Source organism: Desulfovibrio sp., assembly GCF_014803725.1.
GTDB lineage: Bacteria > Desulfobacterota > Desulfovibrionia > Desulfovibrionales > Desulfovibrionaceae > Desulfovibrio.
Map to the genome: position 1 here is coordinate 248,527 of NZ_JAAVBE010000019.1, position 15,659 is coordinate 264,185.

General features: G+C 62.5%; 22 protein-coding genes. 17 read left to right on the forward strand and 5 right to left on the reverse strand.

The features are described from left to right. Positions 1-98: 98 nt before the first annotated feature. Positions 99-479: a hypothetical protein gene (locus tag HDR50_RS06650; protein WP_291357095.1), complete on the reverse strand. Its 381-nt coding sequence runs from the start codon at positions 477-479 to the stop codon at positions 99-101. 11 nt (positions 480-490) lie between these two features. Continuing rightward, positions 491-1,126 carry a S24 family peptidase gene (locus tag HDR50_RS06655; protein WP_291357098.1) on the reverse strand — a complete coding sequence of 212 codons (636 nt, stop codon included), beginning with the start codon at positions 1,124-1,126 and terminating at the stop codon, positions 491-493. Between the two features lie 93 nt (positions 1,127-1,219). On the opposite strand from HDR50_RS06655, the gene HDR50_RS12460 reads away from it, so the two are divergent. Beyond that, positions 1,220-1,480, forward strand: a complete 261-nt coding sequence (locus tag HDR50_RS12460) for a helix-turn-helix transcriptional regulator (protein ID WP_365817051.1) — start codon at positions 1,220-1,222, stop codon at positions 1,478-1,480. On the opposite strand, the gene HDR50_RS06660 is transcribed toward HDR50_RS12460, so the two are convergent. Further along, positions 1,398-1,796, reverse strand: a complete 399-nt coding sequence (locus tag HDR50_RS06660) for a hypothetical protein (protein WP_291357100.1) — start codon at positions 1,794-1,796, stop codon at positions 1,398-1,400. The two genes, HDR50_RS12460 and HDR50_RS06660, sit on opposite strands and share 83 nt — an antisense overlap. 59 nt (positions 1,797-1,855) lie before the next feature. Here HDR50_RS06660 and HDR50_RS06665 point away from each other — a divergent pair, with 59 nt between their 5' ends. Further along, a complete protein-coding gene (locus HDR50_RS06665; RefSeq protein ID WP_291357102.1) occupies positions 1,856-2,329 on the forward strand; it encodes a phage regulatory CII family protein in 474 nt (157 codons plus the stop codon). Between the two features lie 281 nt (positions 2,330-2,610). Here the strand turns inward: HDR50_RS06665 and HDR50_RS06670 are convergent, their stop codons facing one another. Further along, complete coding sequence (locus tag HDR50_RS06670; protein ID WP_291357104.1) at positions 2,611-3,252, reverse strand: BRO family protein; 642 nt, start codon at positions 3,250-3,252, stop codon at positions 2,611-2,613. Between the two features lie 270 nt (positions 3,253-3,522). Next, on the reverse strand, positions 3,523-4,125 hold the full coding sequence (locus HDR50_RS06675; protein WP_291357106.1) for a DUF4145 domain-containing protein: 603 nt from the start codon (positions 4,123-4,125) through the stop codon (positions 3,523-3,525). Between HDR50_RS06675 and HDR50_RS06680 the strand changes: the two genes are divergently transcribed. The 15 genes from HDR50_RS06680 (at position 4,124) to HDR50_RS06750 (ending at position 15,653) form a co-directional block, all read left to right on the forward strand. After that, positions 4,124-4,333 (forward strand): hypothetical protein, encoded by a 210-nt coding sequence (locus tag HDR50_RS06680; protein WP_291357108.1) that lies wholly within the window; start codon positions 4,124-4,126, stop codon positions 4,331-4,333. The genes HDR50_RS06675 and HDR50_RS06680 overlap by 2 nt on opposite strands. Before the next feature lie 129 nt (positions 4,334-4,462). Then, a complete protein-coding gene (locus HDR50_RS06685; protein WP_291357110.1) occupies positions 4,463-5,401 on the forward strand; it encodes a hypothetical protein in 939 nt (312 codons plus the stop codon). A 5-nt stretch (positions 5,402-5,406) separates the two neighbouring features. Then, positions 5,407-5,955 carry a hypothetical protein gene (locus tag HDR50_RS06690; RefSeq protein WP_291357111.1) on the forward strand — a complete coding sequence of 183 codons (549 nt, stop codon included), beginning with the start codon at positions 5,407-5,409 and terminating at the stop codon, positions 5,953-5,955. Positions 5,956-6,040: 85 nt separating this feature from the next. Continuing rightward, complete coding sequence (locus HDR50_RS06695) at positions 6,041-6,244, forward strand: hypothetical protein (protein ID WP_291357113.1); 204 nt, start codon at positions 6,041-6,043, stop codon at positions 6,242-6,244. A gap of 5 nt (positions 6,245-6,249) precedes the next feature. Next, the gene (locus HDR50_RS06700) at positions 6,250-6,642 is read left to right on the forward strand and encodes a VRR-NUC domain-containing protein (protein WP_291357115.1); all 393 of its coding nucleotides are present in this window, start codon (positions 6,250-6,252) and stop codon (positions 6,640-6,642) included. After that, a complete protein-coding gene (locus HDR50_RS06705) occupies positions 6,639-6,953 on the forward strand; it encodes a hypothetical protein (protein ID WP_291357117.1) in 315 nt (104 codons plus the stop codon). Before HDR50_RS06700 ends, HDR50_RS06705 begins: the two co-directional genes overlap by 4 nt. Then, entirely contained in the window at positions 6,946-7,149 is a 204-nt protein-coding gene (locus tag HDR50_RS06710) for a hypothetical protein (protein ID WP_291357119.1), read from the forward strand. Before HDR50_RS06705 ends, HDR50_RS06710 begins: the two co-directional genes overlap by 8 nt. Positions 7,150-7,233: 84 nt before the next feature. Further along, a complete protein-coding gene (locus HDR50_RS06715) occupies positions 7,234-7,893 on the forward strand; it encodes a pesticin C-terminus-like muramidase (protein ID WP_291357121.1) in 660 nt (219 codons plus the stop codon). Then, positions 7,893-8,144, forward strand: a complete 252-nt coding sequence (locus tag HDR50_RS06720) for a hypothetical protein (RefSeq protein WP_291357123.1) — start codon at positions 7,893-7,895, stop codon at positions 8,142-8,144. Before HDR50_RS06715 ends, HDR50_RS06720 begins: the two co-directional genes overlap by 1 nt. Before the next feature lies 1 nt (position 8,145). After that, complete coding sequence (locus tag HDR50_RS06725) at positions 8,146-8,469, forward strand: hypothetical protein (RefSeq protein ID WP_291357125.1); 324 nt, start codon at positions 8,146-8,148, stop codon at positions 8,467-8,469. 244 nt (positions 8,470-8,713) lie between these two features. After that, positions 8,714-9,253: a hypothetical protein gene (locus tag HDR50_RS06730; RefSeq protein WP_291357127.1), complete on the forward strand. Its 540-nt coding sequence runs from the start codon at positions 8,714-8,716 to the stop codon at positions 9,251-9,253. Continuing rightward, the gene (gene terL, locus HDR50_RS06735) at positions 9,250-10,740 is read left to right on the forward strand and encodes a phage terminase large subunit (protein ID WP_291357129.1); all 1,491 of its coding nucleotides are present in this window, start codon (positions 9,250-9,252) and stop codon (positions 10,738-10,740) included. The genes HDR50_RS06730 and terL overlap by 4 nt, the downstream gene beginning before the upstream one ends. Continuing rightward, on the forward strand, positions 10,737-12,326 hold the full coding sequence (locus HDR50_RS06740; RefSeq protein WP_291357131.1) for a DUF1073 domain-containing protein: 1,590 nt from the start codon (positions 10,737-10,739) through the stop codon (positions 12,324-12,326). The genes terL and HDR50_RS06740 overlap by 4 nt, the downstream gene beginning before the upstream one ends. Further along, on the forward strand, positions 12,319-13,182 hold the full coding sequence (locus HDR50_RS06745) for a phage minor head protein (RefSeq protein WP_291357133.1): 864 nt from the start codon (positions 12,319-12,321) through the stop codon (positions 13,180-13,182). Before HDR50_RS06740 ends, HDR50_RS06745 begins: the two co-directional genes overlap by 8 nt. Continuing rightward, complete coding sequence (locus tag HDR50_RS06750) at positions 13,179-15,653, forward strand: DUF2213 domain-containing protein (RefSeq protein ID WP_291357135.1); 2,475 nt, start codon at positions 13,179-13,181, stop codon at positions 15,651-15,653. The genes HDR50_RS06745 and HDR50_RS06750 overlap by 4 nt, the downstream gene beginning before the upstream one ends. The last annotated feature ends 6 nt before the right edge of the window (positions 15,654-15,659 follow it).

The window sequence follows — 15,659 nt, forward strand, 5'->3', positions numbered from 1 at the left end:
ATTTGCAGCAAAGATTTTTAGAGAAGCGTTGGAGATAATTAGAAAAGAACGAGAGGAAATGAGAAAAAAAATCGAATGGGAAAAAGAGCGGGCTACTTTTAACATTTTTTTAAAGCGAAATACTCCTTCATAGCTTTATGAACGAGATTTGCTTCTGCATCATACCCACATGATGCACACTTGTACCAAACTCCAAATTTTGTCATGACCTTGGTACAGTTTGGACATCGTGGCGCAGGGGAGACTATATAATTTTTGGGAAGGAGGCAGAACTCAAGATTTACATATTTATCCCTATCTTCATATTCTTGCAGCTTGGCAGATGTCTTTGCAAGCTCCTCCTCTAAAGATTTACAGCGTATTTTATACTCATCCCGTTCTTCCTTGCAATATTTTAAACGATCTTCGCACAGATGGAGCCTATCACGAGCTGCTTGACCAAAAATATCTTTTATCCATTGCCATACCCTATCAAGCATCTATTCCCCCCCTACACCACCCGCCCGAACCAGCGGACGCGGCCATACACACGCAGGCTGTTCAAGTCCTCGCCAGTAATATCGACGTCGCCCTTTTCCTTGTTCTCGGAGTGCAGCCGCCAGCCGTTGGGTATCTTGATAAGCCGCTTGACCATCAGCTCATCGTCCACGCCTATGACGGTAATCTGGTTATCCCTGGGGACTCGCCCGGCCTCGGATTCATCGACAAGGATGGTGTCCCCGTCACGGATCAGCGGTTCCATGGAATCCCCCACCACACGCATGAGTACACATTTCTCGGGGTGGAGGCCTTCTCGCTCCATGAAGGATTCCCGGAAGGCATACTGGCCGACAGTTCGCCCGGATGTTTCCAGACTTGCCCCGGCTCCGGCCTTGGCCTCCACCATGCGGACGAGGGTGAAGCCCTCCATTTTTTCATCGGGGGGAGTGATGGTGAAGCCAAGCCGGTCGAGCCATTCGAGAAGGGTGTCCCCCTGCGGGACGCTCTGGCCGCTGAGGAACTTATAAAATTTTGACTTCTCGGCATCCGGGTCGGTGGTGGCTATGCGCAGGAGGTCAGCCTTGTTCCCGCCACGCCGGGCGAGGAGATCCTCAACCTGATTCTTGAGATTTTCGTAACTTTTCATAGATTTTTCATACCTCATTGTCTCCAAAAGTAAACTTGCTAAAAAGATTTTTTACTCTTGCTTTTTTGTATCTTTATAGAGAAAATAGCCTCCATGAAGTACACGCCATATATCCGTGGCTACCTGGACGACTCGCCCGAAACGTGGTGCGAGTTTGCCGCGCGGGCAGGTGTTTCGCGGGCTGCTCTCTACAAATTCCTCAGCAGTAAGAACGCGCCGCGTATTGACACGCTGGAGAAGCTCCTGCGGGCAGCCGGGTTTTCGCTCGTTGTCACGCCAGCCACCCCCACCACGCCACCCGGAGACGCCGGGGCTGAATCTGAACCCGCCCCGCAGGAGGCGCAGGATGCCTGACGCGCTCCTGAACTTCGGCGTGGCTGTGGCGGTTCTCGCGCTGTGCATCGTCGGCTTCCGGCGTTGGTAACCCAGGAGGAGGCACTGAATGGCCTTCACCACCTCCGTTCTCGGCGTGGTTCTGGTGCTGGGTGTGGCGCTCCTGATGCTGGACTAGACCAGCGAGGCAACGCCGCAGCACCTGCTCCGCGTCCGGGTACGCCTCGCGCCTGTAGGTGCGCCAGCGGATGCGCCCGGGCGTGATGACGGCCACGCGCCAGTAAGCCGGGCGCCGGGTGAGACGAAGAAGGACGGGCACGGTGTGGGGAAATGGCATGGGCCATCCTCCCATGCTGTAGGCCGCAGGAATACGACAATTCAAGAGGATTGTTTGCCATGAGGGAAATACTGGAATCCGCGCACGGCATCCTCAAGCGCTCCAGCCTGGGCGTGGAAGAGATCGTGGAGCGCGCCTTCGGCGTGGACGAGAATGGCAGCCCGCGCAAGAGCCACTGGACGCTCTACAAGGAGCTCAACCCCAATGACAGCTCGGGCAAGCTCGGGGCCGTGGACCTGTTCCTCCTCATGCAGGCCACTGGCGACGTGGCTCCGCTGGAGGTCATGGCCCGGCTGCTCGGCTATGCGCTGCTGGACAAGCGCACGGTGACGCCGGATCGTTCCACATGGGCGGCCGAGCACGCGCAGGACAGTTGCGACATGGGCGCAATGGCCCGCCTCATGGACGAGGGCGCCACACCTGCCGAGGTGCAGAGCGCCGGATGCCGCCTCATCAAAAACATCGAGGAGACGCTGGTGCAGTACGGGCGCGACTATGACGCGGGCGTGATTACCCGGCGCAAGGCGCAGTAGGGACGTGGGAATGCCCGCGGAAGATGCCCCGCGCTTACGCTGCCGCCACCGGCTCCCGAGCCCGAAACTGGCCGGCTATACCACCTGGGAAGGCTTGAGCAAAGCCGCCACGCGCTCGCCGGATTTGCGGCCCTGCCCGCGGCAGAAGGGCAGCCGGGGAACGTGGAACTGGATCTACCGCGAGACGTGCCGGAAGTGCCCGGACGCGGTAGGGGAAACAGCCAACGAAAAAGCCCCGCAGAAGCGGGGCAGTTCAAGAGGCGAAGGTGCGAAGCTCTAATCTATCGGCAGAAGCTCACATGCGCCCTGATGTTGTAAATCATGCGCAAGGCGTAAATGGCCTGATTGAGCGAGGTGACAGCCACATTGGCCGCCTCATTGGCGTTGTCATACAGCATCTGCTTTTCACTGGAGAGTACCGCAGCACGTCCGCCGGGGCGGGCAAAAAAGTGCAGAGCTTCACGGATGCCCTCAGCATTGCGCCGGAGCTTGTCCACATCATCGAAAAACTGCTTGCCGGTGGCATAGGTTTTGGCATCAAGCGTGATGGCGTTCAGCGTCGATTCCGCTGCGGCCTCGATGGCCTTCTGCTGGGGCATGGCCTTGTACTCACCGCCCTTGCGGATGGCCGGAAGCACCTCGGAGGCGACCCAGTTGGTGAAGGCGTCGGCCTCGGGCTTGTTGGAGCGGAAGGCCAGCTTGTAGACGGCGGGCTCGGAGATGAACACCAAGTCACGGGTGGGGAATCCTTCCATGCAGAATTTCTGCATGGAACGCTTCCACTGCTCCGGCAGAACGTCCAAGCGGTTAATACGCCACGCCAAGCCAAGGGCTCGGCACACATCAACGGCTGCGAACCAAATTTCGTTGTTTTCGGCGACGGTGCGAATCTGGCGGGAATTGAAGGCGAAAACCTGGGACATGGGAACCTCCGATGGATTGATGATGAACGCCTGATGAAGGGCGCAAAAAAATCCGGGTGTTCATCACAGCCATCGGACTGCTGGCCGCCTTTAGCTTGCGCCTGGACATATCGGCCACACCCGGAAATACAGAAGCACTTTTACCCCAAATTTCCGGCTGACAACGGAAAAAGGGCGCAAAAAAAGCCAATGCTTTCGGGTTGGCGTGGCCGCCGATGGAGGTGTGATGAGCACCGTCAAGGCCACGCTACCCGCGCCCTCACGGAAATGTCAAGACTTTTTGCGGCGCTCCTCAATCATTTTGGGCAGTTTGTACAAGTAGGTGAAAAGCATCTCCGCGAAATAGACAGCCTGCTCGGCGTCTTCTTTTGTAATCACAGATTCGCGCTCAGCCTGGTGCGCGGCGTCCACTCGTATTTCCCTGAGTTCCTGCGCCCAGTCGGCAAGACTCTGGGTAATGATTCCGTCATCATGCAGCTTCCTGATCTTTCCCTTCAGACCGCCATCTACCGCCCCGAACTGGACGCAAGCAGTTTCTATCGAACTTCCGGCCATGATGCAGGCAGATTTATACTTACCATGTATCAAATTAAATTTTGCTTCCTCAAAATCCTTTGCGACAGGTTCTGGTGTATATTCTGGCGCTTTATCCCTATCAGGATGAGGGAAATAACCAGATATATCAGAAAATTTAATTCTTCGTCCCTCTAATAGTGGACCACGAAATGCAGCAACTACTGGAGATTGACAATGGCCACACATTAATAACATATAGGTATACTCATTTCTGTAATAAGAATGCACATAATAAAATGCTACATCATGCTGACCACAATGTGGACACAAAGGAAATCCTATGATTTGTCCCGACATGGATGACCTCTCCAATGATAGGTGCCAATTATCGCATTTTTCAGGGCTCATTCTCATGGCCCTCATGAACGACGCAGACCCGATTGAAGGCATCGTGCGCCATTACGATGCCGCAGAAGACAAGGACGCCTTTGTGCTCGCCCTCGCCGGTACTTTACTTTTGCGGCACCGGCAATGGCAAGCGGCGCAGGGGAAGACAGGGGAATAAAAAAAGCCCCGGCTGGGGAAGTCCGGGGCCAGTGGGCAACCGCCCAAACAATCAAAGCGAGGATAGTATGCAGAAAAATCCCGTGGATTGTCAACTTTCGGCCATGCAAGGTCAGAGCGGGGTGGCGTGATGGACTGGTTCCGCGCCTATCATGGCATAACATCCGACCCCAAGTGGCCCATTGTCGCCCGCAAGGCCAAGGTCTCCATCGGCGTGGTGGTGTCCGTGTGGATCGCGCTCCTTGAATCGGCCAGTCAGGCGGAAGAGCGCGGCAGCGTGGCAAACTTCGATGCCGAGACCGTGGACGCCCTCTACGGCTTCGAGGACGGCACCAGCGAGGCGGTTTTCACTGCCCTGCTGGAAAAGGGGCTCATCTGTGACGGCCGCATCTGCGCGTGGGACAAGCGCCAGCCTAAACGCGAGGACGACAACGCCGAGCGGATGCGCAGGTGCCGGGAACGGAAACGCCAAGAGACGCAGGGTAACGCAGGTGTGACGCCTTGTGACGCCGATGTGACGCACGGTGACGCACATGTGACGCAGGGTAACGCAGGTGTGACGCCCCAGAGAAGAGAAGATAAGAGAAGAGAAGAAATATTAAATACACACCCCTTACCCCTCGCAAGCGAGGGGGAGAACGACGCGCTTCCTCCCCCTTTCCCCGTGAGCAGGGAAGCCGGCGCCAAGCCACGGGCGCAAGGCACGAACCCGAGAGCGCAGGGAGAAAACCCTCGCGCCCTGGGAGAAAATCCCCGCGTTCAGGGCACCAATCCCCGTAAGGCCCGTGCCTCGCCGCCCTACACGGCGGACTTTGAGGCCTTCTGGCAGGCCTATCCCCGCAAGGTGGGCAAGGACGCGGCCTTCAAGGTCTGGAAGCGCAAGGAGCACGAGCTGCCGCCGCCTGCCGAGCTTGCGGCCATCCTCGCCAGGCAATGCCACTGCGAGCAATGGCAGCGCGATGGCGGGCAGTACATCCCGCACCCGGCGACGTGGCTCAATCAGGGCCGCTGGCAGGACGAGCTTGCGCCCGAGCAGGCCCCGGTCATGGACTATCCCGAAGGCTGGTGAGCAAGATGGACGAGCGTTTTTTCGACAGCATGCTGGACGAGATCTACAGCGCCTTTCAGCGGCAGCGGCCCACGCGCGGCACGCCCGCCTATCGCAGCCTGTGGCGGCGCGTGTGTGAGGAGCGGGCCGTGCCCAATGAGGCGGCCAAGGCCATAGCCTACGCCCTCACTGACCGGGACAGCCTGCCGCTCAATCTCGGCAAGGCCATCCTGGCCGAGTTCGAGAACTGGCTCGCCGACCACCCGCAGCGGCGCGCCAAGGCCACGGCCTGCCGGGACTGTGACCCGGCCATTCCGGGATTTTTCTGGGTCTGGGATGCTACGGGCTACAGGATGCTTTGCAAGTGCGCCTGCAATCAGGACAGGCGCCTGGAGAACATGCAGGCATGGACACGACGGCAAGCGCAGGAGGCCGGGCTCTTGCTCACCGACCCGGGAGTGGAGCCCGCGCCCCGCACCCTGCCCCCACCGGCGCGCAAGGCCCTTGGCCATACGGAGCCGCCGCGCCGGGACCATGTGGCGCAGAGGGAGTACAGCAATGCCGGGGGCTGGTAGGGGCGCCCCGTGCCGGGATTGCGCCGACGCCATCTGGGGCGATTTGTGCTGCGTTGGCTGTGAAAAACATGAGGAGGGAAAGTATATGCATTATACTTACGAAGAATATAATGTTGTATTAGAAGAAAAAGCATATCAAAAAATATGCCCAATCACCAAAGAAGGCCATTGTTATGGGAAAAAATGTATGGCGTGGATTATTGAGTATGACAGTGAAAAAGATGTACAAGATGGATATGGTCGATGTGGATTGCTCGGGCCAATCGAAACATTTCAAGAATCAGAGTAACGGGCATGAGTGGAAAGCCGGCGGGAAAATACAAAAACGGCAACATCCCCACGGAACACGCGGAGCAGAAGGCGCTCTTTGCCTGGTGGCGTACGCAGTACCGGCACATGGAGCCTTTGCTCATCGCCATCCCCAACGGCGGCGCGCGCAACCTCATCACCGGGGCCATGCTCAAGGCGGAGGGCGTGCGCCGCGGCGTGCCGGACATCTTCCTCGCGTATCCCGCCGGCGGCTACCACGGCCTGTGGATCGAGCTCAAGCGCCGCGCCCACGGCTACGCCACGCCGGAGCAGAAATTCATGCTCGGCGTATTCAGGAAGGCGGGCTACGACTGCGCCGTGTGCCGTGGCTGGGACGAGGCGCGGGAGAAAATTCAAAGCTATCTGGGGGCGAAATGAGCGCACAGCCTGAGCAGTCCATGAGCTACCGCCGGGCGCTTTTGGCCTTCGGCAATGGCGACCTCGGCCGCGGGCAGCAAAATCTTTTCATGCTGGCGCGGCGGCTGGAGGAAGCCCGGAAAAAGCATCGGCACTTCGCCGACGACAGGTTCCATGCCCTGCGCGTCGTAAGTTGCGAGTTCCATGAGCTCTGCTATGCCGTGACCCATGAAAGCCCCGACCGCCAGCTTGATGAGGCGCTTGACGTGGCCTGCACCTGCATGCGGTTCGTCAACCGCGAATACCGGATGAAAGGAGGAAAACATGACTGAACCGGATATTTTGCGCGGCTGGAAGGAGATCGAGCGCTATTTGGGCATGGGCCGCAAGGCCATCCTGCGCGCGGGCTATCCCATCCGCTGCGAGGGTGGCGATGGCGTCACGCGCCGGAACATTTACGCCATCCGCAAGGAGCTTCTGGACCATGCCCGCAGGGGCGCTCGCTTCTTCATCGACGGGGCGGCCTGAAATGCCCTGAATTGTCCACAAATGCCCATAACACCCTGACGGCGTGACAGGCTACGCTTGCTCTCAAATCAAGGGAGCAAGCCAGTGGCAGACATCGACTATATCTCCGACTTCCTGACCCGCGTCGAAGGCCCGCGCCAGCGCCGCGGCTATGTGCCGTCCAATCGCCGTTCCGACGGCAAGGGGCGCAACTATATCGGCCCCGTGGGCACCGAGCCGCTTGGCGTGCAGTTCCCCGCCACGGGTGCCCCGGCGGCCTTCACGGCCATGGGCGCATCCGGCGTGACCATCGCCACCGGCTGCGACCTCGGACAGACAGACGCGGCCACTCTGCGCGGCTACGGCCTTCCCGAGGACATCATCCGCATCTTCACGCCCTACCTGGGCCTCAAGACATCCGCCGCCCTCAACAAGCTCTTTGTGGCACCCCTCGCCATTTCCGAGGCTGATGCCACGATCACTGATCATTGCGTCCACAACGGCTACCTCAACCGCTACGTCCGCCCCGCCTATGACCGGGATTCTTCCGTGCCCTTCGACGACCTGCCGAAGCAGGCGCAGGCCGTGATCTTTTCCTGCTGCTTCCAGAAGGGCTGCACGGGCGTGCGCCGCGACTGGCCCAAGACGTGGCAGTATCTCACCACCCAAAACTGGTGCAAGGCCGCGGACGAACTCCTCCACGGCTTCCGCCAATACGCGCAGCGCCGCGCCATCGAAGGCCGCCTGCTCAAGGAGTTGTGCTGATGGGCATTCTCAAGACGATTGGCGGCGCGCTCGCCGGGCTCTTTGTCAAGAAGGTCACCACCGTGGCCCCGGACGGGGAGGAAATTACCAAAACCCAGGCTCGCGAGGGCACCAAGGGCCTCGGCTGGATCATGGGCTTTCTCGTGGTCTGGCACTTCCTCGCCTATCCCATCCTGTCCTACCACTTCCCGCACTACCAGTTCCCGTCGCTCGACGGTGGCTGGCTCTCGGGAATCTTCTTGGGGCTCTAGGATGGAGCAGAAGGTCAAGGAAACGCTGGCGAAAGGGGGGATACCCCTGCTCTGCGTGTTGCTCTCCGCGGGCATCACCATCGGCGGGGGGCTGGTGAATGACAAAATCCAGACAGCCCGCACCGAGGAGAAAATCGCCATCCTCCAGCGGGATGCCGCCCGGCACGAGATGGAAAAGGGCGAACAAATCAGAAGCAACACCACCAAGGCGGAAGAGCACGAAAAGCGCATCATCCGCCTGGAAGCGAATTTTGGCGTCATCCAGGAAACGCTCGCGGACATGAAGAGCGACCTCAAAATCCTGTTGCGTGGCGCAAAACAATAACCGGCATTTTTCAACTTGCGCGGCGCCACACCCCCCGGGCGCCGATCGGCCCCTGGGCGGGCGTAACGGATAAACGGGCGCGGTCCTGAAAGGCTGGCACTTCGACGACGGGAAGCCGGCGCCCCTCGCGGGGAAGCGGTCGGGAGAGCTCCGCAGGCCCGATAATTCGCGCAAGGGAAAGCCCCCGGGCGGCTGAGAATGGCCGCCGTGATTTCGCCCCTTCGGGGGGCTTGTTGGAGTAGGTATGGCAGCGCGTTTTGACTGGGAAACCATCCGGGCGGAGTACGAGACGGGAAGCACCATGGGTGCCCTTTCTCGGCGCCATGGCGTCACCAAGGCCGCCATTTCCCAACGCGCCAAGCGGGAAGGATGGGTTCAGGATATTTCCGGGGCGGTGAACCGGCTGGCCGAAGCGAAGGTTAACGGCATCGTTAACACCGTTAACCCCCAAAAAAAGGCCGAGGCACTTGACCGCGCGGCCGACGCCAAGGCCGCCGTCATGCGCCGCCATAAAGAGGAATGGGAGCGGCACCAGCAGCTCATCGACGAGGCTTTGGCCGCAGGCGATTTCGACAAGGCCAAGCTCGCGAAAATCACCGCCGAGACCCTGAAGATACGGCAGGAGGGCGAGCGCCGGGCATGGGGCATCAAGGACAGCGCCGAGGAGGCCCGCGCCGCGGATGTCTCCGTCAAGGTGGACTTGGGCGCCGCGTCGCCGGAGAAAATTTCGTCCCTCGTGGATGCCGCCTATGGCGAGGGCCTGGGCACGAGGGTACGGCAATGAACGGCATTTCCCCGCGCAAGCTTGGCCTCGCGCTCCGGCGCGAGCTGGCGGCCCTCAACTTCCGGGCCTTCATCCACGAGACCACGCCCGGCTATGTCATGGGCTGGGTGCACCGTGAGATATGCGAAGAGCTCGACGCCTTCCTGCGCGCCGTGCACGCGGGCGAATCCCCGCGCCTCATGCTCTGTATGCCGCCGCGCCACGGCAAGAGCGAGCTCGCCAGCCGCCGCTTCCCGGCCTATGTGTTCGGGCGCTTCCCGGATATGTCCATCATCGGTACGTCCTACAGCGCCGACCTGTCCTCCCGCCTCAACCGCGACGTGCAGCGCGTCATGGAGCAGCCGGAATACCAGGCCATCTTCCCGGAGACGCGCCTTTCCGCCAAGAACATCCGCACCGTGGCATCCGGCAACTACCTGCGCAATTCCGACCTGTTCGAGATAGTGGACCACCGGGGCAGCTACCGCTCCGCCGGCGTGGGCGGCGGCATCACCGGCATGGGCGGCGACATCCTCATCGTGGACGACCCCTTCAAGGACCGCGCCGAGGCCGACAGCCCCACCATCCGCCGCAAGGTGTGGGAGTGGTACACCTCCACGCTCTACACGCGCCTGGCGCCCGGCGGGGGCATCCTCGTCATCAACACGCGCTGGCACATGGACGACCTCTCCGGGCGGCTCCTCGAGGCCGCGCGCACGGGCGAGGGCGATGCGTGGCGCGTGGTCAACTTTCCGGCCATCGCCGAAGAGGACGAGAAGTACCGCATGCGCGGCGAGGCCCTGCACCCGGAGCGCTACCCGCTCGCGCAGCTCGCGGCCATCAGGAAGGCCATCGGCTCGCGCGACTGGGAGGCGCTGTACCAGCAGCACCCCACGCCCGACGGCGGCAACATCTTCAAGGCCGAGTGGCTGCGCTACTGGCTCCCCAAGGATCTGCCCGCGAAGTTCGACCAGCTGCTCATCTCGTGGGACATGACCTTCAAAGACGGCGACGACACCGACTACGTTGTCGGGCAGGTGTGGGGCCGCAAGGGGGCGGACCGCTACCTGCTCGATCAGGTGCGCGCCCGCATGGGCTTCACGGACACGCTGGCGGCCTTCCGCGCCCTTGCCGACAAGTGGCCCCGCGCCACGCGCAAGCTGGTGGAGGACAAGGCCAACGGTCCGGCTGTCATCGACAGTCTCAAGCACCATGTGCCCGGCATCATCCCGGTGGAGCCGGACGGCAGCAAGACCGCCCGCGCCCATGCCGTGACCGCCCTCTTTGAGGCCGGGAACGTCCACATCCCGCATCCGCAGCATTGCGAATGGGCGTCCGACTATGTGGCCGAGCTCACGCAGTTCCCAGGCGCTGCCCACGACGACCAGGTGGACGCCACCACGCAGGCCCTGCGCGACATGGAGCGCAAGCGGGGGCTCAACATCAATCCCGCCATTTTGCGCCCGGCCATGCCGCCCAACCTCTCGCGCTTCGGGGGCCTCGCATGAGCCGCCGCAAGCGCCGCCTTTCCCTCCCCGCCACGCCGCAGGCCGCGCCCTGCGCGCCCTCCCCGCAGGGCCGGCCCGTCCCGTCGCCCCGTCTGTCACTCCACCCGGACGTGGGCGGCGGGATGCCCGGCGGCGTGCCGCTCACCCCGGACGAGGTGCGCCGGCTCTACGGGCCGCCGCGCACCCTCGGGGCCAGCGAAAAGGTGCGCCTCGCGCTGGACAGCCAGCTCGCAGATGGCGGCGTCTATACCCTGCTCCAGCACACCTTCCAGCTCGGGCAGGCTGCGGCGCCGCAGTTCATGGGCTACGGGGCGTTGCAAAACATGGCGCAGAACGGCCTTTTGCGGGCCTGCATCGAGACCGTTGCCGACGACATGACCCGCGAATGGATCACCCTGCGCGGTGGATCATCGGACACGGAGGACGCGGGTGACGCCAGTGACCGCCTCAAGGAGCTGGAAGCGGCGCTCGCGCGCTACGACCTCCAGAGCGTGTTCCACGAGGCGGCCGAGCTCGTGGGCTATGAGGGCGGGGCCTTTGTGTTCATCGACACGGGCGCGGACGGCGACCAACTCATTGACCCGCTCCACCTCGGCCCCTCAAGCGGGGAACTGGCCCCCGGCCGCCCGCTGCGCTTCACGGTGATTGACCCGGTGAACGTCTTTCCCGGCGAGTACAATTCCATTTCCCCGCTCCGGGCTGACTATTTCCGGCCGCGCTGGTGGTGGGTGCTCGGCGAGCGCGTCCACAAGAGCCGCCTCATCCGTCTGGTGGCCAATGAGCTGCCCATCCTGCTCCGGCCGGCATACAACTTCATGGGCCTCCCGCAGGCGCAGATCCTCTGGGACTACATCCTCCACTTTCAGGAGTGCCGCACCGCCGAGGCGCGCCTGCTCAAGAAGTTCTCCATGACCGTGCTCAAGACGAACCTGCAGGAAATCCTGCTCTCGGCGCAGGGCACGGCGAACCTCGACCGGCGCGTGCGTTACATGGTGCAGACCATGAGCAACGACGGCGTTCTGGCCGTGGACAAGGACAGCGAGGACGTCATCAAGCTGGAGACCCCGCTTTCCGGGGTGACGGACATCGTGCGCCAGGCGCTGGAATTTCTCGCGGCGCTCAACCGCACCCCGGCCGTGAAGCTGCTCGGCATCTCGCCCTCGGGCTTCAACGCCACGGGCGAGAGCGACATCCGCAACTACTACGACCACATCACGAGCCAGCAGGAAAAGGTGCTCCGTCCCGGTATCAGGCGGGCGCTCGAGTGCATCCAGCTGCACGAGTTTCGGGCCATCGACCGTGGCCTCGACTTCGACTTCGCCCCGCTCGGCGAGGAGGACCGCGCGGCGCTGGCCACACAGCAGAAAACCCGTGCGGACACCGTGGCCGTCTATCTCGACCGCGGCGTTATCAGCGCCGAGGAAGCGCGTGCGGCGCTCGTCAAGGACAGCGACAGCCCCTTTGCGGACATCGACCCCGAGGCGGTTCCCGAGGGCGTGGGCGAAGTCGGGGCCGTGCCGCCGGGCATGGAGGACGAGCCGGGGGACGTGGACGACGTGGACAAGGCGGGGGCAGTGTATGGCTAAGGTCCTGCGCCTCGTGCACCCCAATGCGGGCGTCCGCGCCGCCTACCGCCGCCAGTTGCACCGCCTCATCGACGAGATGCAGCGCTCGACAGTCTGGTGGCTGCGCGCGGCCTACCGCAAGGACGAGGCCCGCATCGTGGCCGACAGCGTCATCGACTCCGCGCTGGCCTTCGCGCAGGACGCCTCCCCCGCGCGCATGATGCAGAAGGTGCTCAGCCGCCTCTTCCGCTACTGGATGCGCCGCTGGAGCGAGAAGGCCCGGAAGATCGCCGAGGACTTCGTCCGCAAGTCGGCCCGGCATACCACCAGCAGCTACGAGCAGGCCTTCAAGGATGCGGGCTTCACCGTGAAGATGGACCCGAGCCGCGCAAAAAACGACGTGGTGCAGGCGCTCATCGCGGAAAATGTCAGCCTCATCACCTCCATCCCGAAGCAGTATTACTCCGACGTCACGGGCCTTGTGCAGCGCTCCATCAGCATGGGGCGCGACCTCGCCTTCCTCACCGACGAGCTTGAGAAGCGCTATAAGCTCACGCGCCGCCGCGCCGACCTCATCGCCCGCGACCAGGCCAACAAGGCAACCGAGGCCATCAAGCGCGTGGAGAGCGAGCGCCTGGGCGTCAAGGTGGGCATCTGGGTGCACATCCCCGGCAAATATACCAGCCGCGCCACGCACAAGGCCATGAACGGCAAGCCCTTCCTGCTCTCCGAAGGCATGTGGGACAGCGAGGTGAAGCGCAAGGTGCTTCCCGGCGAGCTTGTGGCCTGCCAGTGCACCTATCGGGATTTCGTGCCCGAGTTCGGGGACGAGGTGACGCCCGAAATCGCGAAGCTGCTCAGGAGGGCATCGGCATGAGGGACGCAAAGCTCACCTTCGACGCGGCCCCCAGCGCCCGCAGCGTGGACGCCAACGGCTTTCTGCACGTGGCAAGCTCGCACATCACCAAGGCCACGGTGAACCCGTACTATGGCCGGGAAATCCCCGGCTGGGAGCGGCTGGGGCTGGACCCGGAGCGCATCTATTACGGCTTCCGGGCGCCGGACGAGCTCAAGGCCTCGCTGCCCACCTGGGAGGGCCTGCCCCTGCACATCGAGCACCACCCGGACAGCGCGGACGAGCCCGAAAAGCTCACCCGCGTGGGCGCCGTGGGCAAGGCCGTGTGGAACGCGCCCTACATCGACGCGCCGCTCACTGTCTGGGACCGCGAGGCCATCGACGCCATCCGCGACGGCTCCTTCCGCGAGCTTTCCTGCGCCTACCGCTACGAGCCGGAATTCACGCCGGGTACACACGAGGGCGTCGAGTACGACTTCATCATGCGCCACATCCGGGGCAACCATGTGGCCCTGGTGGAGGAGGGCCGCGCCGGGCCGGACGTGGTGGTGGCCGATGCGGCGCTGGATGCAAAAGAAGGCGACGGCTGGGCCACAACCGAGAACGGCAAGCGCATCCATTTCAAGGACGGTCAAATCGACAAGGGGAATGTGGGGCAGAAGCCCAAAGGGGAGCCCTACCAGTCGCGCCCGATCGAGTCCACGGCGCCGGATACCGCGCATTTTGACGCTCTGGTGCAGAAGCATGGCGGCAACCACAAGAAAGCCGCCCATGAGTACTATAAGGAGAAATTGCAGGGCAGACACGTTGAGGCGCGGACGGACGCAGGGCCGATAGAAGCCGCCTTCACGGGCCGCGGGTGGCGTGAACTGAAGAAGGATATGACAGCAGACCCGGTGAAGGCAGCGCTCGTGCCTCATATGCCTGAAATCATCAAGTCGGGAGACTACCGCCCGGAGGCGCCGGCTCACGGGCATTCAGAGATTTCGAGGTTCCACACCTACCGCAAGACTGTGGACACGACAGAGGGTCCCAGGGAGGCCATTGTCGATGTGGCAGAGCGTCATGCAGCTACACCGCGGCACAACGTCTATAACCTCAGCCGTGAGGGAACAAAGAATTATGAGGAGAGGACGGGAAAAAACAAAAACGCAGCCGATTCTGTCCCCCTGCCTTACGGGCGGAACCGCATCATGCGGGACAAAATCGGCTGTGACGAAGAAAAAATAATCCCGCAAATGGAAGTTGTCAATGTGCGCCCTGCGGAACGGCCTGCCAAGGCCCCCGCGGGCGACCATGCCACTGCCCAAACCCACAAACCCAACCTCATCAAAGGAGCTGTCATGAGGGTGAAAAACTGGTTCCGGGGCGCGCGCGACGCCAACCCGGACATCGAGCGGCAGGAAGTGGACCTTGCGCAGGCCATCATCGACCTGCACAAGGTAGACCCCCAGACCGGGGAAATCGTGGACATCACCGAGGACGAGGACAAGGCGGCCGAAATCCGCAAGCTCATGGGCGAGCTTTCCGCCAAGCTCGAGCCGGACGAGGTGAAGAAGCTCACCGATGCGCTCAATGGCCTCGCCTATTCCAAGGCCACGGGCGACGCCGACCCGGCCCCGGAAAAGGGCGCCGTGGACGAGGACATCAGGCAGGCCATGGACAAGTGCGGCCTCGATTCCGACGACGAGGACGCGCAGGAGGCCTTTGCCGAGGGCGTCAAGTACGGCGAGGCCCTGATGCGCGACCCGGCCGAGCGGGAAAAGCTCGACCGCGAGCATGAATCCGAAGGCATGAAGAAGGCCATGGATTCCTGCGGGCTGGACGCCGAGAACCCGCAGGAGAGCCGCGCCTTCGCCGAAGGCGTCAAGTACGGTGAAAAGCTGGAGCGCAACCCCGAGGAGCGCAAGAAGCTCGACGCCGAGCACGAGGCCGAGGGCGCGAAAAAGGCCATGGGCAAGGACGAGGACAAGGCGGCCGCCATCCGCCGCATCCTCGACGAGGTGCCCGGCCTCACGCCCGAGCAGCGTGCCAAGCTGGAGAGCAGCCTTTCCGACCTCGCCTATGATCCGGCCACCGGGGACGAGGACCTCACCGCGCAGGATGCCGCCCTGCGGCGCTTTGGCCGTGCCCGCGGCCGTGGCCCGAAGCCGCTCATGGCCTCCGACGCCGCGCTCATCCAGGCGCGCGCCGTGGCCCAGGCGCAGGACAACATGCGCGCCATCGCCAGGGCCGTGCGCGATGTGCGCCCGCTGGTGGGCGAGCTCGACATGCTCACCTTCGACTCGGCGGCCAATGTCTATGGCTATGCGCTCACGCAGAGCGGCGTGGACGCCCGCGCCTACAGCCGCAGCGCGTGGCGCGGCATGGTGGAGATGCTCCTGCGTCAGAAGCAGGGCCTCGCCTCCACCCAGGCCCGGCTCGCGCAGGACCACGCCCCGGCCAAGTATGACGGCCCCTTCAAGGGCCTGAACAATATCAACATCGGCTAAAAGGAG